This is a genomic window from Pantoea sp. MT58, from assembly GCF_014495885.1.
Classification (GTDB): Bacteria; Pseudomonadota; Gammaproteobacteria; order Enterobacterales; family Enterobacteriaceae; genus Pantoea; species Pantoea eucalypti.
On the sequence record NZ_CP061083.1, the window covers coordinates 2,153,212 to 2,172,269 of the forward strand.

A 19,058-nucleotide genomic window follows, 5' to 3' on the forward strand; every position below is an offset into this window, starting at 1 on the left:
GTTTTTCCTCACACTATATTGAGTTGTTTAGCGAGTTTGTAATGGTGCCCGTCAATATCGACCAGGCGTTTTTGCATGCTTATTAAATCAATCGGGATCGGTTTATTGCTGCCATTAATAATGACCGCTTTATTCCGCATGCCTGACTGAATACAACGCACCACTTCACTGGCCATAATGGTGCCCTGATAAATTTCTTCGCAGGTGGGATCACCATTGCGCAGTCCGTAACCGAGAATAGTTTTACGGATGCGTACGCCAATAAGCGGCTCAAGCTGTTTGATCAAGGTGTCGATCGCCCCCTGAAAACCGGGCGAATATTCACGGGTGTAGCCTTCTGAACAGAGGATGACCACGCTGTTCTGTTCGGCCAGCCGTCCGGTGATGCGCTGCGCCAGTTGTGGCAAAGGAATCTGGCACTCCGGAATCAGGGCGATATCCGCATTGGATTTAATCGCCGATTGCAGCGTTAATTCGCCGCAATAGCCGCCGAGTAACTCCAGCATAAAAACCCGGCCCGGTAAGGCGCGGCCGGTATTACGCAGCTTTGCGACCTCTTTTAATACCTGCTCGCAGGCGGTAGAAAATCCCAGCGTGTAATCACTGCCGAAGACATCATTATCGATGGTCATACCGACGCCGAAACAATTAACGCCAGACTCCGACAGGATGTGGAGAAACTGCAGCGATCCGTCACCACCCGCCATGATTAATACGTCAATACGTGCGCTTTTCAGCTGGCGCGCAATTAAATCATATTCGCTGCGCACCAGTTTCTTTTCCGTCCTTCCGGACTGCATCACCGGAATCGGGGCGATGGCAAAGTCGAGCAGATCGCGCTGGCTGATATCACGATGGTTATTTGCCAGAAGGCCGGGAATGCCGCCGTCAAATATCACCATCTCAGCCTGCGCGAGACGCCCTATCTGGAAGACAAAGTTATTTATTCCGGTGACATCCCCGCCACTGATCACCATTCCAATGCGCATTTCCCTCACCCCGCTGGCTTACTCTGCTGAGGGCCATTCTTCCGGTTCACGGGGTTGCTATTTGCAGAGGAGATCACAGTTACGCGCGGTATTTTTCGGGCAGGCGTGTTGACAGCAGTAGCTTAAGGCCTTTATTTGTGAGCTGAGTCACTCTATTCCAACTTATTACTTCACGGACGAATCAATACAAATCATCAGCTTAGGTTGCCGAACAGGTTTTTGATTTGGCCAACAGAATAACGAATGATCGGGCATAAAAATGGCATTGCGAATTTGTGACTTTCACCTCATTTTTCCCGGTTCTGGCCCGGTTCAGGCGATTAAAATAGTTTTTATCGGGAGGGCTGGATTATTCAGTGCACGTAAAAAAGGGAATATTTCAGGAGAGGCAGGAAAGGAAGAAAAATGAATCAGGGGCGCAGCGAGCTGCTGCGCCCCACACACTTATTTCGCGTAAGCTTCGGTAGACAGCGTCAGGGTGACGTCGTCGCTTACCGCCGGGACATATTTGTCCAGCCTGAAGTCAGAACGCTTGATGGTGCCGGTGGCATCAAAACCAATCGCCTGCTTCTTCACCATCGGATGCTCGCCCTGCTTGTTCAGCGTGGCGTGCAGCGTAACAGGCTTAGTGATCCCTTTCAGGGTCAGGTTACCTTCAACGTCAAATTTGTTGTCGCCCTTTGCAACCACTTTGGTGCTGTGGAAGGTCGCAGTTGGGTATTTGGCCGTGTCGAAATACTCAGCGCCTTTGAACTCTTTGGTCAGCGCCGCAACATGGCTGTCGATTTTGCTGACTGGCAGGGTTACGTCAACGCGTGATGCTTCCGGATGATCTTTATCAAACACCAGCGTACCGGTTGCATCCGGAATATCCGCGGTAGGATTTGAGAAGCCAAAATGGTTCCAGGCCACAATGACAGACGTATGCTCAGGATTCAGCTGGTAGTGCATCGCCTCAGCCTGAGATAACGGGGCGTAAAGGGTAGCAGCGGCTAACAGGGGCAGTGCGATACGTTTGAAGTTCTTCACAGTCAATTCCTTATCCGGACAAAAGTGAACTGAGTGTGGTTCAGTTAGCCCGGAATAGACAGTGAAGAGATTTGTCCGTAATTTTCAAATAAATTCAGCAACTTTATATCGGGCGCTATACATTTTCTCCCCCGGTAAACAGCACGCGCCAGCGGCGGCGATCCTGAATCAGTGTGCGGTGCAGCTGTTGCAGATCGGTAAGGGTCAGCGCCTCTATCTGCGCCGCATCCGGTTCTGCCAGACCATTTTCACGGCGTAACTGCGCCAGTGGCTGCGCCACTTCCCGGCTCAGCAGACGCGTTTTCAGTGCCACCAGGTCACACTCTGCCAGCGTCTCGTTAAGGGAACGCAGGAAGTTGCGGCAGTAGCGCAACAGTGACAGCGCGCTGTAATCGGGCGACTGCAGCGCAAACACTACGCCGTCTTCATCGGCACAGCGCATATAGCGGCTGTTAACGACATACCCTATAGGTTGTTCAACCCGATAGCGCTGGAAGAAACGCGGCTCGTAGATCAGCGCCAGCGCACGTAATGCCGCAAGCTGTTCAGGACGGTGCAGTGGAATAAACAGCAACAGCGCGTTATCCGTACTGGCGTGCAGCAGACGCGTCATGCCCGTTTGTGTGGTCATACGTTTTGGTGGCGTGTCAGGGTTAACCGGCAGCGACAGCGCGCTCAGCCGCCGGGCAATCAGCGAATGCAGCGCCGCGTTGCCGCCTTTAAGCGCCGCCCGCCAGCAATCCGGCGCAAAGGTCGCTGCCAGCTGATAAGGCAGCTGCTGCTGCAGCGCACGGATTGCGATGCTTTCGACAGGTGACGGCAGGTTTGCCTCAACCGGCAGCGACAGTGCACAGACAATCTGGCTCAGCGCCTGATCAGTGACCGCCTCATCTGTCGTCAGCTGAAGCGTGAGCTGCCATACGCCCTCTACTTCCTGCCAGCAGCCGTTACCGCCCTGGTGACGCAGCGCAGCAAACAGCGGACGCAACCGCCGCCCCAGCGCTTCGCCCACCTCGGCGGTAAACGTTGAGTAAAACTCGGGTCGCAGAATCAGCACGGGGTTCAGGTTATCTGACTGATAATGCGGTAACGCCACCGACTCTTCGGGCAGCGGATCAGGCGTAATGGCGGCATCAAGCGGATAGAAAGTGAAATTCACCGCGGGCAGCGCGTCAGGTGGTGCTGGCTGCCAGTGGGTCAGTGCCAGACTGTAACCCTGCGTGATGAGGTTTTCTGATGGCGGTTGCGGCGTACAGCAGAGCAGCGTGCCCGGCGCGGCATTAAGCCTCTCCAGCAACAGCAGCAGTGCTGGCAGCGCTTCATCAGGCGCAAAGCCAACGGCGCGCTGACGGAGTTGTTCCATAGGTGACAACGTCACAAATCGTTGCTGAGTAAGCTGATGATAGTGCTGATGCTGTGCCTCACCGGTGTGGCGTAGCGCCTCCAGATAGCGATCGATTAAGATATTTACGGTTTCTGGCATCTCAGTTTCGACGCCCAGCGCCAGCCAGAGCGCACCGCCCGCCTGATAGATCCACTTCAGCTCCAGCGTCTCCGCCAGCCCCTGCTCACGCAGCGTTGCCAGCAGCGATCCGGGCGCCTCATCCAGTAAAAATTCACGCCACAAAGTGACACCGTCACTGCGTTCAATCAGCCAGGTGCGCCATAATGCTGGCGAGGCGCTACCCGCCAGTTGCCAGCAGGTCTGGCTGTTCAGCTGCGGCGGTGGCAGATCCTGTTGCCACTGACCAGCAGGCAGCGCGCTGGCAAACTGACGTGCCAGCTGCTCCAGCTCATCCAGTGACTGCGGTCCCTGAAGCCAGAGCCGCATATTACTGGCGAAATAGTAACGCTGATGGAACTGACGCAGCGCCCGTTGCAGCGCAGACATCTCGTCGCCAAAGCTCGCCCGGCTGCCGATATGGAAGCGCTGAAATTCCGCAGGTGATAGCGCGGCATGCAGCAGTGCCGCTTCGATGCGGGATGGCTCATGGCGCTGCAACAGCTGATATTCGGCGTCAATCACCGCCACTTCCTGCGCGATGGCCTGATTATCCAGCAGCGGAGAGACGAGCATATCCTGAAGTCGGGCCAGCCCCTCAGCCAGCAGCGATGGCGTCACCTCAAAGAAAAACGCGCTGCGCCGGGCCAGCGTGGTGGCGTTGACCTTCCCGCCCTGGGTCTGAATCCAGCTCATCAGCCGGCCCTCATCAGGCCAGCCGCTGCTGCCGGTGAACAGCAGATGCTCCAGCAGATGCGCCAGTCCGGGCCAGCGTTCTGGCTCATCGTGGCTCCCTGCACCCACCTGAATCAGGGCAGCGGCCTGGCTGGCATCTGCCTGATGCACCAGTTCAATCATCAGACCGTTTATCACCAGGCCGCGCGTTTTCATCAGAGGTTCCGTGTTTTGTAGATCAGTTGCGAGTTGCTGCGGTTGCGGAACTGCAGCTGACCAATTTTAATGTCGCTGCAATCAGCCTCACGCCGGGCTTCAAGGATTTTGCCGTGATGCGGCGATTTGCTGCAGACCGGATCGGTGTTGTCGGCATTGCCGGTCAGCATGAAAGCCTGACAGCGACAGCCGCCAAAATCTTTCTCTTTCTCATCACAGGAGCGGCACGGCTCCGGCATCCAGTCGAAACCGCGATAACGGTTAAAGCCAAACGAGTTATACCAGATATCGTCCAGGCTTTGCGTCAGTACAGAGGGAAATTCCACCGGCAGCTGGCGCGCACTGTGACACGGCAGCGCCGTGCCCTCTGGCGTCACGCTGAGGAAGATAGCGCCCCAGCCACCCATGCAGGGCTTGGGTCGCTCTTCGTAGTAGTCTGGCGTCACAAACAGCAGGTTGGTCAGATTGCCGGTGGTGCTCATCCGCTCACGGTAGGTTTTCACCACGGCTTCCGCACGGGCGATCTGCTCACGTGTCGGCAGCAGACCTTCACGGTTAAGCTGCGCCCAGCCGTAGAACTGACAGGTCGCCAGTTCAACGTCATCTGCCTCCAGCTCAATACAGAGGTCAATGATTTTATCGATCTGATCGATGTTATGACGATGCAGCACGAAGTTCAGCACCATCGGATAGCCGTGGGCTTTCACCGCTTTCGCCATCTCCAGCTTCTGCTGAAACGCTTTTTTCGATCCCGCCAGCGCCGCATTCAGGGTTTCGTCACTCGCCTGGAAGCTGATCTGGATATGATCCAGACCCGCTTCGCTGAACGCATCCAGCTTCTTCTCGGTCAGGCCAATGCCGGAGGTGATCAGGTTGGTATAGAAGCCAAGGTCGCGCGCCGCCTTGATCAGCTCAGGCAGATCTTTTCGCACCAGCGGCTCGCCGCCGGAAAATCCGAGCTGAACGCTGCCCATCGCGCGCGCCTGACGAAAGACTTCGATCCACTGCTCAGTCGTCAGCTCCTTCTCCTGCTGGGCGAAATCCAACGGGTTAGAGCAGTAGGGACACTGCAGCGGACAGCGATAGGTCAGCTCGGCCAGCAGCCAGAGCGGCGGATTCACACCAGGTTTATGCGGGGTCACGGAACTGTATCCACTTCTGTTCATAGGCTGACTGCAGGAATTCTAAGACGTCCGGACCCACGCCGCCCGCTTCCGGAAAACGGTTATCCAGGGTCGCGATAATCGCGGCGATATTCTGTTTGCCATCCACCAGCTCAAGAATGGCGGCGGCGGTTTCGTTCAGCTTTGCCATGCCTTCAGGATAAAGCACCACGTGCGTATCCTGAGCAGCTTCCCACTGCATACGGTAGCCGCGACGAAACGCGGCAATCGAGTTTTCATTCATCTGTTATACCAGTCGGGTGGTGTGCCACGCCGCCTTGTCTGTGACGGTGTGATAAGGCGGACGTTTCAGCTCGTAAGCCATGGTCATGGCGTCCAGCATGCTCCATAAAATATCGAGCTTAAACTGCAAAATTTCCAGCATCCGGTTCTGCGTTTCAGCGGTAGTGAAGTACTCCAGCGCCAGCGCCAGACCATGCTCCACATCGCGGTTCGCCTGACCCAGGCGGCTGCGGAAGTAGAAATAGCCCTCTTCTTTGATCCACGGATAGTGCTGCGGCCAGCTCTCAAGCCGTGACTGGTGGATCTGCGGAGCGAACAGTTCGGTGAGCGAGCTGCAGGCCGCCTCCTGCCAGTTGGCGCGGCGGGCGAAGTTAATGTAAGCATCCACCGCAAAACGCACGCCCGGCAGCACATGCTGCTCTGACAAGAGTTCTTCGCGCGTCAGACCGACCGCCTCGCCCAGCCGCAGCCAGGCCTCAATGCCGCCCTCTTCGCCATTGCTGCCGTCGTGGTCAAGGATGCGCTGAACCCATTTGCGGCGGGTCGCCGGATCGGGACAGTTAGCCATGATCGCCGCATCTTTTAGCGGAATGGTGGTCTGGTAATAGAAGCGGTTTGCCACCCAGCCCTGAATCTGCTCGCGCGTGGCCTGACCGTTATGCATCGCAATGTGATACGGGTGATGGATATGGTAGTAAGCGCCTTTGTCGCGCAGGGCCTGTTCAAAAGCCTGTGGTGACAGCGTGTCAGTGATCTGCATGATTTAGCCCTGAAGGTGGATCGCCATCCCGTCCCAGCTCACCTCTATTCCCTGCTCCGTCAGAAACTGACGCTGCGGTGACTGCTCGTTAAGGATCGGATTGGTGTTGTTAATGTGGATCAGAATTTTGCGTCTGGCCGGCAGAGACGCCAGCAGCGCCATCAGTCCCTGCTCTTCCGCCAGCGCCAGATGGCCCATCGCCTTGCCGGTGTTGTGACCCACGCCGGTAGCCAGCAGCTCATCATCCTGCCAGACGGTGCCATCAATCAGCAGGCAATCCGCTTTTTGCAGCCACGGCAATATCACCGCATCGGGCTCGCCCAGACCGGGTGCGTAGAGCAGCGTCTGGCCATTCGCCCGGTTTTCAATAAACAGCGCCACGTTGTGGCCGGCAAGCGGCCTGTCGCGGAAGGGCGAGTAAGGCGGTGCATTGCTGATAATGGGAATCGCCTTGAACTGCAGATCTGTGCAGACATCGACGCTGAACGGCGTCAGTGGCGCAATCGGCCGGTGCTGTAAGCCGCCATTCCAGTGGGTGAGCATCGGAAAGATCGGGAAGCCGGTGCTGAGGTCAGCATGCACTTCCGGCGTACACCACACCTGATGCGGGCAGCCTTCACGCAGGCTCAGTAGCCCGGTGGTGTGATCGATCTGGCTGTCGGTGAGGATAATCCCCCCAATCGCCGTGCCGCGCAGCACGCCCTGGCGGGTCAGTTCTGGCGTATGCAGGATCTGCTGGCTGATATCGGGTGAAGCGTTGCATAGCACCCAGTCTTCGCCGTTATCGCTCAGGATAATTGACGATTGCGTGCGTGCCTGGGCCTGAATCGTGCCATTACGCACGCCGTGGCAGTTGGCGCAGTTACAGTTCCACTGCGGAAATCCGCCACCCGCGGCTGAACCGAGGATTTTGATAAACATAGAGGAAAACCAGAAGTTGAAAAAAAATGCCCGCTCAGAGGGCGGGCAGAACGATTAACGGTTGGAGATGTACAGAGTGACTTCCAGACCGAGACGCATATCAACGAAAGTTGGTTTTTTCCACATGAGTTACTTCCTCTTGGTTAACAGTAAAAAAGCTGTCTGAAATCAGCGTGACCGGCAATGAATGAGACGGCCGTCACAATTTCCAGGCAGATGTTGCGCCAATGGCGCGTCGGGATCAAGTCCGGAACGTAAGGAAATTGTTATCACAGCCCGGTCAGTTGTAAAACCCGCTGCCAGTTTCCCCATGCCAGTTTCTCAGTCAGTGTCTGATCATAGCCTGCTTCCTGAAAAGCAGCGAGCAATCGCGGCATTCCGCTGACATCGCCCAGCGCTGCTGGCGGGGTAATTCCGTCGAAATCGGAGCCAAACGCCACATGGTCGCTGCCCATTATCTTCAGGAGGTGATCACAATGCTTAACAATTTCTGTTAATGGCGTGTCAGCGTCGCGTTTACCGTCGGCGCGCAAAAACGCATTGCCAAAATTAATGCCGACCAGACCGCCGCTGTCGCGGATCGCCAGCAGCTGGTCATCGGTCAGATTGCGCGGTTGCGGACAGAGGGCGTGCGCGTTGGAGTGGCTGGCGACCAGCGGCGCAGTGGAAAGCCGGGCGGTTTCCTGGAACGTCTTCATGTTCATGTGCGACACGTCGATCATCATCTTCAGCTCACCCGCCTGCTGAATCAGCCTTTCGCCGGCAGCGGTCAGGCCCGGTCCCGTGTCGGGCGAGCCGGGAAAACTGCCGCTGACGCCTTCACCAAAGCGACTGCGCAGATTCCAGAATGGCCCGATGCTGCGCACCCCCGCCTGCCAGAAGGCGTGCAGCTGTTCGCCCTCCTCGTCCAGCGCATCAGCACCTTCAATGTGAGCCACCATCGCCAGTACGCCTGCGGCGCGACAGGCAATAATATCTTCACTGCTGCGGCAGAGTCGCGCCCGCCCGCCTGACGCATCGGCCAGTTGCTGCAGGATCTCAAGCTGTTGCCACATGATCTCCAGCGGGCGATACGGCTCATCGGCCCGAACCGGAACGGTGCGGGCGATATATTCCTGCGGCGGCACAAAGATCGCAAACAGCCCGCCACCCATTCCGCCCTGCTGAATGCGCGGAAAGTCGAGATGCCCCCGCTCAATACCCTGATAAAACGCCTGCGCGGGCGCATCACGATGATGCAGCCAGAGGTTAAGCAACAGATCGTTGTGACCGTCAAAAATCAGCATAAGCGTCCACCCAGTTAAACAGGCGACCATGCTAACCCCACCAGGCGGATTCATCAAACCAGAGCGCACGGAGGGTGTTGTCACTTTTGCACATCAGGTTGTCAGCGTTGCGCGCGCGGTTTGCAGGGCTTGTCGTCAGACTGGTAAAAAAACACAAGGAGAATACTATGCTGACCCAACCTGCTGATAAATATCGTGCCTCTCCGGTCGTGTCTCTGCCCGATCGCCAGTGGCCTTCACGCCAGCTCACCCAGGCCCCACGCTGGCTCTCCACCGATTTGCGTGACGGCAATCAGGCGCTGGCAGAACCGATGGATCGGGAGCGGAAGATGGCATTCTGGGATCTGCTGCTGCGCTGCGGGTTCCGCGAAATTGAGGTCGCCTTTCCCTCGGCGTCACAAACGGATTTCGATTTTGTGCGCGACCTGATTGAGCAGCAACGCATCCCGGCGGATGTGACGTTACAGGTGCTGACTCAGGCACGCGAGGATCTGATTACCCGCACATTTGTGTCATTACAGGGTGTTCCGCGTGCCATCGTTCATCTCTACAACGCCACCGCGCCGCTGTTCCGCGAGCGGGTATTTAAACAGAGCAAAGCGGAAATCGTAGAGCTGGCCATCGCGGGCGCATGCCAGATCCGCGCGGAATGCGAGGCGCAACCCGGGACTGACTGGACCTTTGAATATTCGCCTGAGACCTTCTGCTTTACCGAGCCGGAGTTTGTGCTGGAGATTTGCGAGGCGGTAGCCGATGTCTGGCAGCCTGACGCGCAGCGGCCGATGATTATTAATCTGCCCGCCACGGTGGAGGTGAACACACCCAATGTCTATGCCGATCAGATTGAATTTTTCTGCCGTCACTTCAGCCGTCGTGACGCCGTCTGTATCAGCGTGCATCCGCACAACGATCGCGGCACCGGGGTAGCCTGTGCCGAACTGGCCCTGCTGGCGGGCGCTGACCGGGTCGAGGGCTGCCTGTTTGGTAACGGTGAGCGTACTGGCAATGTGGACCTGGTGACGCTGGCGCTGAATCTCTATACCCAGGGCATTTCGCCGCAGCTCAATTTCAGCCAGATGCATGAGGTGATTGAGGTGGTGACACGCTGCAACCAGTTGCCGGTTCATCCCCGTCATCCCTATGCGGGTGAACTGGTCTTTACTGCCTTCTCGGGTTCTCATCAGGATGCAATAAAAAAAGGCTTCGCCATCCGCGCCGAACGGCAGGAGAAAGCGTGGCAGATGCCCTACCTGCCGCTGGATCCAGCCGACATTGGCTGCAGCTATGAGGCGGTGATCCGTGTGAACAGCCAGTCGGGAAAAAGCGGTGCGGCCTGGCTGCTGGAGCAGAATCATGGATTACAAATGCCACGTTCGCTGCAGCAGGATTTCAGCCGCTGTGTTCAGCATGAGACAGACCGGCACGGTGGCGAGATGACGCACTACGCGCTGTGGCAGCTCTTCTGCCATCAGTATGGTGTCACACAGCCCATGGTGGCGTTACAGCGGGCGGACAGCCAGAGTGACAGCGGCGGGCAGACGCAGATCAGCGCCAGCGTAGTGGTTCAGGACCGCTCACTGACACTGACCGGCAGCGGCAATGGCTGGCTTTCTGCGGCGGTGAATGCCCTGCGCAGCGCGTTTGATTTGCATCTGACCATTGAGGACTATCACGAGCACACGCTGGGACGGCGCAGTGACAGCCGCTCGGTGGCCTATATCAGCTGCGTGGATGTCCGTGGTGTGCGGGCCTGGGGAGTGAGTATTGATAACGACACGGCCCGTGCCGCATTGCAGGCGCTGCTCAGCGCGGCAGGCCAGTTTCTAGAGGGGGAAAATAGTCCGTGGGCGCAACGCCCAGCAGACGACGAAACATCGCACTAAACGCACTGGGGCTTTCATAGCCCAGCTCCAGTGCCACCCGCAGCACGGAGTCGCCCTGCGCCAGTCGCGTCAGGGCGATGGCCAGACGGGCGCGCCGCACCCAGTCACTGAACTGCAGGCCAGTTTCGCGCATGAAATGACGGGCCAGGGTGCGGCCCGAAACGTTAAGGTGGGCGCTGGCGCGCAGCAGCGTCCAGTTTTCACCGGGTGTCTGCTTGATCTGCTCGCACAGCGCCTGTAAACGGGGGCTGTTGGGTGTCGGCAGTGCAAAAGGCAGCACATCCATGCCGCGAATCTCATCCAGAATTAACTCCATCACCCGCTCAGCCCGGCTCCCGGCGCTGTAGTGCTCCGGCAGGCTGAGGGCCGTGACGATTAACTCACGCAGCAGCGACGAGATCTGTACCACCTGACAACTGGCGGGCAGATCGGCGCGCGCCAGTGGGTCGATAAACAGGGTACGTGCCGCCACGCTGCCGGTAATCTGCAGCGCATGGCGGGTAAAAGCCGGGAGCCAGACGCCGCGACTCGGCGGCACAACCCAGCTGCCAAACTCTGTCTCGACCCGCACCACGCCGCTCAGAGTATGGATCAGCTGGGCGCAGGCGTGATGATGCCAGGGTTCGCTGGCCCCGTGCAGGTAGTCGTGCGCCAGCGGCACCAGCGGGCGCGTACTGAAGTCAAAATGCTGCTGACTCATTGCGCCTTCAGGTAGCGGTAGATGACCGCCAGATCCTCTTCGCCGTGTCCGGCATCTACCGCCTGCTGCCAGAACTGCGCGATGTTCTCCAGCGCCGGTAATGGCGTTTCTGCCGCATCCAGCGCCAGGCGGGCATCTTTGAGCGCCCAGATCAGATGCATCTGCGGTGTATAGTCGTCGCTGGCGATCATCCCAAGCTTCATTTTCGCATAAGGCGCAGCCAGTGGACCGCCCTCCAGCACCTGCCAGAGATCGTCGGTGGAAAAGCCGAACTGCCCGGCCAGTTGGGTACTCTCCGCCAGGCTCTGCATCATGCCGATCAGCCAGCTGTTGATGACCAGTTTCATGCGGCTGCTCTTGCCCGCCTCACCCAGCCACTTTGTCCCTTTACTGATGGCGGCAAACACCGCTTCTGCCGCCTGCGCCCGGCTCTGATCGCCGCTGGCCAGCACCAGAATCTGTGCGTTCTCTGCGGGCGCTTTTGTGCCGGAGACCGGTGCGTCGATCAGTAAAAGATCGGGCCGTTTTTCTGCGAAAAAGGCGATTAGCGCGTCGGTTTTCTCGATGCCAATGGTACCCATCTGGCACAGCGTCGCACCCTGCTTAAACGCCTCTTTCGCCTGATGCAGCACCTGCTCGGTGGTGTCGCCATCGGAGAGCATGGCAATCACCACATCCGCCTGGCGCACCGCCTCTTCCGGCGAGTCAGCCAGCTGTAAACCGGCCTCCAGCAGATCCTCACCGCGTGCGCGGGTACGGTTCCAGCCGTGTACGCGAAAGCCTTTTTTCAGCAGGTTGGCGGCAAATGCGTGCCCCATTGCGCCTAATCCCAGAACCGCCACTTCAGGTTGTTGCATGTTGACTCCCCTGGTTTATCTGTCTGTATCCGACCCTGTCGGATGATTTATCACGGAAAAGCTGAATTCCAGCCTGGCGGTAAACCGAAAAAAAATCCAGCCCGAAACGGTGTACCCCATCGCATCAAACCCTTACCATACGCGGCGATTGTTCCACCTGATTCATTTACGCTTCTTTTTTAGGCCTCTGATAATGAAAATAATCTCTCTGCGTCAGGCGACGCTGCTGATGTTGCCTGCCATTTTGCCGCTGCCGCTGCTGGCGGCAGATAATCAAAATACGCTGGTCGTAACGGCCGCGCCGCCGGAAACGGGCCTTAACGAACTCGACACGCCTGCCGCCCTGAGTGTGGTCAGCGGCGACGATATGCGTCAGGCAGCACCGCGCGTTAATCTGTCGGAAAACCTCAGCAGCGTGCCGGGTCTGCAGATCCAGAACAGGCAGAATTACGCACAGGACCTGCAGCTGTCGATGCGTGGCTTCGGCTCCCGTTCAACCTACGGCGTGCGCGGTCTGCGCATCTACGTGGATGGCATCCCGGCCACCATGCCGGATGGGCAGGCACAAACCTCCAATATTGATATCGGCTCAATTGATCATGTCGAAGTGCTGCGCGGCCCCTTTTCTGCGCTGTATGGCAATGCCTCGGGCGGCGTGATCAACGTGACGACCCAGCAGGGACAGCAGCCAACCACGCTTGAAGCCAGCAGCTGGTACGGCAGTTATGGCAGCTGGCGCAACAGCGTCAAAGCCAGTGGTGCGACCGGTGACGGCAGCCACGCCGGGGATGTGAACTACACGGTCTCCGCCTCCCGCTTCACCACTCACGGCTATCGCGATCACAGTGCTGCGCAAAAGAACCTCGGCAATGCCCGGCTGGGCGTGCGGATCGATGATGTCAGTACCCTGACGCTGCTGTTTAACAGCGTTCACATTGATGCACAGGATCCTGGCGGTTTAACCGAAGCGCAATGGCGTGACAATCCGCGTCAGGTAGTGAGTAACGTTTCGCTCTATAACACCCGTAAAACGGTGGATCAGACTCAGGGTGGCCTGCGTTATCAGCGCCAGATGAGTGAAAACGACGACCTCAGCGTGATGCTCTACGCCGGGATGCGCGAAACCACACAGTTCCAGTCAATTCCTGCCGCTGTTCAGCGCACTCCGTCTCATCCGGGTGGCGTCATCGCCCTGACCCGCCACTATCAGGGCGTCGATACCCGCTGGACCCATCGCGACACGCTGCTGTCGATTCCGGTGGCCGTGACCGGTGGCCTCGACTACGAAACCATGACCGAGCGCCGCAAGGGTTATGAGAATTTCACGGTCAGCAACGGCGTGACGCAGTTGGGTGAACAGGGCAATCTGCGCCGCAATGAACGCAATCTGATGTGGACGCTTGATCCTTATCTGCAGACCGCCTGGCAGCTGACCGATAAGCTGTCGCTGGATGCCGGCGTGCGCTTCAGCACCGTGAACTTTGACTCCAATGACTTCTATATCCGGCCTGGTAACGGTGACGACAGCGGTGAGGCGCGCTATCACAAATGGCTGCCCGCTGCGGCGCTGAAATATGCCTTTGACCCAGGCTGGAATGCCTATGTTTCTGCCGGTCGCGGCTTTGAAACTCCGACCATTAATGAGCTGTCTTACCGTTCAGATGACGCGACGGGCCTGAATCTGGGCCTGAAACCGGCCACCAGCGACACGCTGGAGATCGGCAGCAAAAAACGCATCGGCAATGGCCTGGTCAGCGCGGCGCTGTTCCAGACCGACACCCGTGATGAGATTGTGGCGGATGCCAGCAGCGGCGGACGCACGACCTATAAGAATGCCGGTCAGACCCGTCGTCGCGGTCTGGAGTTAAGCCTGGATCAACAGTTCGCCTGGGACTGGCGGCTGAAGATGGCCTATACGCTGCTGGATGCGCGCTACCGCAGTAACGCCTGTGGCAGCGACAGCTGTGACGGCAATCGCATCCCTGGCATCGCCCGCAACATGGCCTATGCCGGACTCGGCTATCTGCCGGAACAGGGATTTTACGCAGGCAGTGAGGTTCGCTATCTGAGCCAGATCGCCGCTGAAGATCAGAACAACGTCAATACCCCGTCCTACACCGTGGCGGCGGTGAACAGTGGCTATAAGTGGCTGGCTGAGAACTGGACGCTGGATCTGTTTGGCCGGGTCGATAACCTGTTTGACCGGCACTATGTGGGTTCAGTGATTGTGAATGAGAGTAATGGTCGCTACTTCGAGTCAGCACCTGGCCGTAACTACAGTGTCGGTTTAACGCTGGGTTACGCCTTCCGCTAAAAGCATCCGGGCCACCCTGGCGGTGGCCCGGATCTACTCGCTAATCAGCCGCGTGTTTTCAACTGCGCCTTAATATCCTCACAGCTGCCGGTTTCACCCAGACGCGGGAAGATCAATTTTACGCTGTTGTTGTGGGTATCCATGTTCAGATCGGTCATCGCATCCGTGGCTAACGTGACGTTGTAACCCAGCTCATACGCCTGACGCGCGGTCGATTCCACGCCGATGCTGGTCGCAATACCGCAAATCACCACCTGAGTGATGCCGCGCTGTTGCAGCTCATCGTGCAGTGACGTGGCATGAAAAGCGCCCCAGGTTTTTTTGGTGACGGTGAGGTCATTCTGCTGCGGGGTCATCGCCGGAACCAGCGTCGCCCAGTCGGCAGGGAATTCGCCGCTGTGACGCCCCTGCTCGTTGCGGCCTGGCGCTCCACCGGCCACGTTAACCAGCACGACCGACAGATCGTGTGCGCGAAACGCTTCGGCCAGATCGGCACAACGTTCGATCACTGGCTGCGGTTCGTGAACCAGCGGCAGCGCCACAATGCCATGTTGCAGGTCGATAATAATCAGCGCAGTTTTTGCATCAAGTGTGGTGACAGCCATGTTGAATCCTCGGGGTTAATCGTCAGTAAGTCGTTGCAATAGAGGAAGAATGTCGGTCAGCTGCTGCTGTTCTGCCGGGCTAAGCCGCGCATCCAGCGTCCGGACCAGCCAGTCATCGCGCATCGCGCGACTTGAGCTAATCACCGCGAGGCTTGATTCGGTGGGCCGATAGCGGGTTTTACGACCATCGTGGGGATCCGGCTCGCCGGTCACCAGTTCTGCCGCCACCAGCCCAGCGACGGTTGTGCCCATTGACTGAGTACGTACGCCCTCGGCAGCCGCCAGTTGCGTTACCGTCATTGCCCCGTCGCGCACCAGATGGCCTAACACCGCCACCTGCGACCAGGTGAGTTCGCCAGGCGGTGCCGACTCGCGTAACCGGCGGCCCAGTTTGCCCACCAGCATCCGCAGCATGGCAGCAGATTCAGTCAGATCGCTCATTACTCGTCTCCATCGATAAGCGAAAGTATAAAGATAGGAAGGTAAACTGTGTAGTTTGCTGCGGTATCAATTTGTAACGTCCGGGCGTTGCAGGTAGTGAATCAGACTGTGGAAGCGCAGCGGTGTGCTGAGCGGGTTCCGGTAGCTGTGCGGCACGTCGGCCCTGAACTGAAAGGCTTCACCGGTAAGCAGACGCCGCCAGACATCACCGACACCCAGCAGCAGTTCACCTTCAATCACCACTACCTGCTCCACGCAGCCTGCTTCATGGGGCGAAGAATGACTCTGCGCGCCCGCGGCCAGCTCCACTGCCAGCAGATCAAATCGGAGGTGTGGATCGTAAGGCAGCAGCGAGCGCACGGACATTTCGGCATTAGGCTGACTGAATCCTGTCGCTGTGCCGGGAGGTAGCGCGCTGCCGTCGATAAAAAAGGAAAAAGGCACGTTAAAACCGGTGGCGATCTTCCATAGCGTCGCCACAGTGGGACTCGATTCACCTCGCTCAATCTGCCCCAGCATCGCTTTACTGACGCCGGTTCGCTCCGCCGTGAGTGTCAGGCTCCAGCCATTGGCCTGGCGCAACTGTCTGAGCGCGCCGCTCAGGTGTTGCTGAAAATCTGCCATTTTCTCTCCTGAATTCCGGTCACGGGTCTATGACACCAGGGTAATAGTGTAACACTTGTGCGTTATAGCGCATCATGCGACCATGTGCGCTATAACGCACAACCTTACTGAGAGTCTGATCATGACGAGAGCGGAATCGTCCCGTTTTACCCTGCCGATGCTGGTCTCGGGTTTTGTTGCTGTGCTGGTGGGCTACAGCAGCAGCGGCGCAATCATCTATCAGATGTTTCAGGCGGCAGGTGCCTCGCCCGCACAGATTGGGGGCTGGCTGTCAGTGCTGGGCCTCGCGCAGGGAATTGTCTCAATCGGGCTGTCATTGCGTTATCGCATGCCGGTGCTGGCCGCCTGGTCCACGCCGGGCGCCGCACTGCTGGCGACCAGTTTCCACGGCATTTCGCTGAATGAGGCGGTTGGCGTCTTTGTTTTCGCCAACCTGCTGATTGTCGTGTCGGGTGTGACGGGTCTGTTTGCCCGGCTGATGAACCACATTCCCGCTTCACTGGCAGCGGCGATGCTGGCGGGTATTCTGCTGCGCTTCGGACTTCAGACCTTTGCCGATTTACAGAGCAATTTTGTGCTGTGCGGCAGCATGTGCCTGGCCTGGCTGCTGGCGCGTCGCTGGCTTACCCGCTATGCCATTCTGGTGACGCTGCTGGTGGGCGTTGTGATTGCGCTGGCGCAGCACGCCATCCACTTTCCGCAGCAGTCGATTATGCTGGCTCTGCCGGAGCCGGTGATGCCGCACTTTACCCTGGCCACGCAGCTGGGGATGGGCGTGCCCTACTTCCTGGTGACAATGGCCTCGCAGAATGCCCCCGGCATCGCCACATTACAGGCGCACGGCTACCGACCGCCGGTCTCGTCACTGATGAGCTGGACAGGATTGACTGGCCTGCTGCTGTCGCCGTTTGGAGGCTTTTCGGTCTGCGTGGCGGCGATTACGGCGGCGATCTGCATGAGCGATGAGGTCGACGAAAATCCTCAGCAGCGCTGGCGGGCGGCGGTGCTGGCCGGCATATTTTATTTGCTGGCGGGCGTGTCCGGTGCGCTCATTGCCGTGCTGTTCAGTGCGCTGCCTGCGGTGCTGATCGAGGCGCTAGCGGGTCTGGCACTCCTGGCAACGCTGGGCGGCAGCCTGCATCGCGCACTCGATGTGCCTGCCGAACGAGACAGCGCGTTAGTGACTTTTTTGATCACGGCGTCGGGTGTTTCGCTGCTGGGTATTGGTCCGGCATTTTGGGGACTGGCAGGCGGTATCATTGCTCACCTGGTGCTGGTGCGCAGAACCGTCTGATGACGTGATACCCGCTGAAATATCGGTTATTTTTCCACCCGCCGATGAAAAAAACACTGGATTTACCTCCTTTTCTGCCGTTTGATTTGTCATTGCCCCGCGTAAAATCAACCTAATCGTCGATAACACGCGATTTTCTGCCTCAGACAACGACCGATAAGGGCCCAACAGGTGGCAAAAACTATTCTGCGCAGCGGTAATCTGGATGCGGTTCTGGCGTTAGGTGAAAATGGCCAGCCGGTCTACGCCTCCGCACTGCAAATTCGTGAAACCCTGCGTCTGCGCCGTCAGGGCGCACTGGCAGATTGCCTGGCTATTCCTCAGGCCAATGAGCGGGGCGATCGCCTCGACTGGTATTCCCCTATTAACGGCCGGGTGAAATCCTGGCTGGGCGCCAGCGATCATGAACGTCGCGCCGCACTGCAGCAGCTCACCGCCTGTCAGCAGGATATGCAGGCACTCAGTACGCGCGCGCGCGCGGCAGAGAATCCGTCGATGCGCCTGTTTGGTGCCCTGCTGAGCAAAACCCTGCAATTCCCCGACCAGCAGTATGTCTATCTGGTTGATGGTAAACCGGTTATCACCTTCTGGGGCTTTGTCGATGCCCAGGCACGCAGTCGTGATGATGCACTGGCCTGCCTGCGCGAGACACTGGATGAAAACCTGCCGGCTACACTGGTTGAACCGCTGCCTGAGCTGCCTGCCACGCCCGTGGTCGCTGAGCCGATCATTATCGCTGAGCCCGAACCTGAACCTGAAGCGGCGGCTGAACCGCTGCCGGTTGTGGTGCCTGCAGAACCTCAGCCAGCCGCGCCTGTAGCGGCTCGCCGCCCTTTCCGCATCTGGTATCTGTTACCGCCCGTGGCGATTGCCGCTGCCGTGACGGTGACCGTGCTGCTGCATAAGCCTGAGCCTGTGGTTACACCGGTTGCGACAACGAAGCCAGCCACAGCGACGATTACAACGCCAGCACCGGTATCTACTCCAACACCGGTTGCGAGTCAGGCACCAGTTGCGGCAACACCGTCAGCTGCGACGCCTCCTGCGGAGACAGTAACGGCCGAGAAACCACCCGAGTCGCTGCCTCAGGTCCCGGCAAACGCGGGCACCACCGACGCCGCGCCAGCTGCCTCATCTGCTACCCTTGCCAGTGTGGTAACGCCGCCGGTGCCAGCTAAAGCTGATGATCTGATTGTAACGCCGGACGCCGTGCGTGAAGGCCAGGTACAGGTGATTGATGGCCGCTGGCGGGTCACTATCGACCAGATGCAAACGCCAACCGGTAAGCCGCCTGTGATGCGCTTCCAGTTTAAAAATGGCAAAGGCAGCGTGCAGGTCGCTCAGGGTAATACCACCTGTAAAGCCGATGTCAGCGCCGCCATGACCAGCGCGGGTAACCTGGTTATTGAGAGCCGCTATACGGCTAAGTGCCAGAACAATTCGCGCTACCGTATGCCGCTGCTGGTCTGCCATGCGAGTATAGGCGCCGCTGTGTGTGAAGCGCAGTATGCTGAAGACCGGGTTTTCCCGATGACGATTAAGCGTGAGAGTAAATAA

At 58.2% G+C, this 19,058-nt stretch carries 18 protein-coding genes; 4 read left to right on the forward strand and 14 right to left on the reverse strand.

Annotated features, from left to right (window positions below; all coding sequences use genetic code 11):
* Positions 1 to 8: 8 nt before the first annotated feature.
* The 9 genes from IAI47_RS10190 to IAI47_RS10230 all read right to left on the reverse strand — a co-directional run bounded on the left by IAI47_RS10190 (position 9) and on the right by IAI47_RS10230 (position 8,783).
* Entirely contained in the window at positions 9 to 989 is a 981-nt protein-coding gene (locus IAI47_RS10190; RefSeq protein ID WP_008925154.1) for a 6-phosphofructokinase, read from the reverse strand.
* 444 nt (positions 990 to 1,433) lie between these two features.
* Positions 1,434 to 2,018: a YceI family protein gene (locus tag IAI47_RS10195; protein ID WP_003853502.1), complete on the reverse strand. Its 585-nt coding sequence runs from the start codon at positions 2,016 to 2,018 to the stop codon at positions 1,434 to 1,436.
* 115 nt (positions 2,019 to 2,133) lie between these two features.
* Complete coding sequence (gene pqqF, locus IAI47_RS10200; protein ID WP_008925153.1) at positions 2,134 to 4,410, reverse strand: pyrroloquinoline quinone biosynthesis protein PqqF; 2,277 nt, start codon at positions 4,408 to 4,410, stop codon at positions 2,134 to 2,136.
* Positions 4,410 to 5,576, reverse strand: coding sequence for a pyrroloquinoline quinone biosynthesis protein PqqE (pqqE, locus tag IAI47_RS10205; RefSeq protein ID WP_003853499.1), 1,167 nt, complete (start codon positions 5,574 to 5,576; stop codon positions 4,410 to 4,412). Before pqqE ends, pqqF begins: the two co-directional genes overlap by 1 nt.
* A complete protein-coding gene (pqqD, locus tag IAI47_RS10210) occupies positions 5,539 to 5,817 on the reverse strand; it encodes a pyrroloquinoline quinone biosynthesis peptide chaperone PqqD (RefSeq protein WP_003853497.1) in 279 nt (92 codons plus the stop codon). Before pqqD ends, pqqE begins: the two co-directional genes overlap by 38 nt.
* 3 nt (positions 5,818 to 5,820) lie before the next feature.
* On the reverse strand, positions 5,821 to 6,576 hold the full coding sequence (gene pqqC / locus IAI47_RS10215; protein ID WP_003853494.1) for a pyrroloquinoline-quinone synthase PqqC: 756 nt from the start codon (positions 6,574 to 6,576) through the stop codon (positions 5,821 to 5,823).
* A gap of 3 nt (positions 6,577 to 6,579) precedes the next feature.
* Positions 6,580 to 7,497, reverse strand: coding sequence for a pyrroloquinoline quinone biosynthesis protein PqqB (gene pqqB / locus IAI47_RS10220; RefSeq protein WP_008925151.1), 918 nt, complete (start codon positions 7,495 to 7,497; stop codon positions 6,580 to 6,582).
* Positions 7,498 to 7,551: 54 nt separating this feature from the next.
* A complete protein-coding gene (pqqA, locus tag IAI47_RS10225; protein ID WP_010245082.1) occupies positions 7,552 to 7,623 on the reverse strand; it encodes a pyrroloquinoline quinone precursor peptide PqqA in 72 nt (23 codons plus the stop codon).
* A gap of 143 nt (positions 7,624 to 7,766) precedes the next feature.
* Entirely contained in the window at positions 7,767 to 8,783 is a 1,017-nt protein-coding gene (locus tag IAI47_RS10230; RefSeq protein ID WP_008925150.1) for a dipeptidase, read from the reverse strand.
* Positions 8,784 to 8,950: 167 nt separating this feature from the next.
* Between IAI47_RS10230 and leuA the strand changes: the two genes are divergently transcribed.
* A complete protein-coding gene (gene leuA, locus IAI47_RS10235; protein ID WP_008925149.1) occupies positions 8,951 to 10,666 on the forward strand; it encodes a 2-isopropylmalate synthase in 1,716 nt (571 codons plus the stop codon).
* Here the strand turns inward: leuA and IAI47_RS10240 are convergent.
* Together IAI47_RS10240 and IAI47_RS10245 are read right to left on the reverse strand one after the other, a co-directional pair.
* Positions 10,587 to 11,366: a helix-turn-helix transcriptional regulator gene (locus tag IAI47_RS10240; RefSeq protein WP_008925148.1), complete on the reverse strand. Its 780-nt coding sequence runs from the start codon at positions 11,364 to 11,366 to the stop codon at positions 10,587 to 10,589. The genes leuA and IAI47_RS10240 overlap by 80 nt on opposite strands.
* Positions 11,363 to 12,223, reverse strand: coding sequence for an NAD(P)-dependent oxidoreductase (locus tag IAI47_RS10245; RefSeq protein ID WP_008925147.1), 861 nt, complete (start codon positions 12,221 to 12,223; stop codon positions 11,363 to 11,365). Before IAI47_RS10245 ends, IAI47_RS10240 begins: the two co-directional genes overlap by 4 nt.
* A gap of 193 nt (positions 12,224 to 12,416) precedes the next feature.
* Between IAI47_RS10245 and pqqU the strand changes: the two genes are divergently transcribed.
* Positions 12,417 to 14,537, forward strand: a complete 2,121-nt coding sequence (gene pqqU / locus IAI47_RS10250) for a TonB-dependent receptor PqqU (RefSeq protein WP_187961125.1) — start codon at positions 12,417 to 12,419, stop codon at positions 14,535 to 14,537.
* Positions 14,538 to 14,581: 44 nt separating this feature from the next.
* On the opposite strand, the gene IAI47_RS10255 is transcribed toward pqqU, so the two are convergent.
* From IAI47_RS10255 to IAI47_RS10265, 3 genes are all read right to left on the reverse strand, one after another.
* Entirely contained in the window at positions 14,582 to 15,142 is a 561-nt protein-coding gene (locus IAI47_RS10255; protein ID WP_003853480.1) for an isochorismatase family protein, read from the reverse strand.
* A 15-nt stretch (positions 15,143 to 15,157) separates the two neighbouring features.
* Positions 15,158 to 15,583: a MarR family winged helix-turn-helix transcriptional regulator gene (locus IAI47_RS10260; protein WP_003853479.1), complete on the reverse strand. Its 426-nt coding sequence runs from the start codon at positions 15,581 to 15,583 to the stop codon at positions 15,158 to 15,160.
* 66 nt (positions 15,584 to 15,649) lie between these two features.
* Complete coding sequence (locus IAI47_RS10265; RefSeq protein WP_008926247.1) at positions 15,650 to 16,207, reverse strand: helix-turn-helix domain-containing protein; 558 nt, start codon at positions 16,205 to 16,207, stop codon at positions 15,650 to 15,652.
* 121 nt (positions 16,208 to 16,328) lie between these two features.
* Here IAI47_RS10265 and IAI47_RS10270 point away from each other — a divergent pair, with 121 nt between their 5' ends.
* Entirely contained in the window at positions 16,329 to 17,501 is a 1,173-nt protein-coding gene (locus tag IAI47_RS10270) for a benzoate/H(+) symporter BenE family transporter (RefSeq protein ID WP_008926246.1), read from the forward strand.
* Positions 17,502 to 17,672: 171 nt separating this feature from the next.
* On the forward strand, positions 17,673 to 19,058 hold the full coding sequence (locus tag IAI47_RS10275; protein WP_008926245.1) for an SrfA family protein: 1,386 nt from the start codon (positions 17,673 to 17,675) through the stop codon (positions 19,056 to 19,058).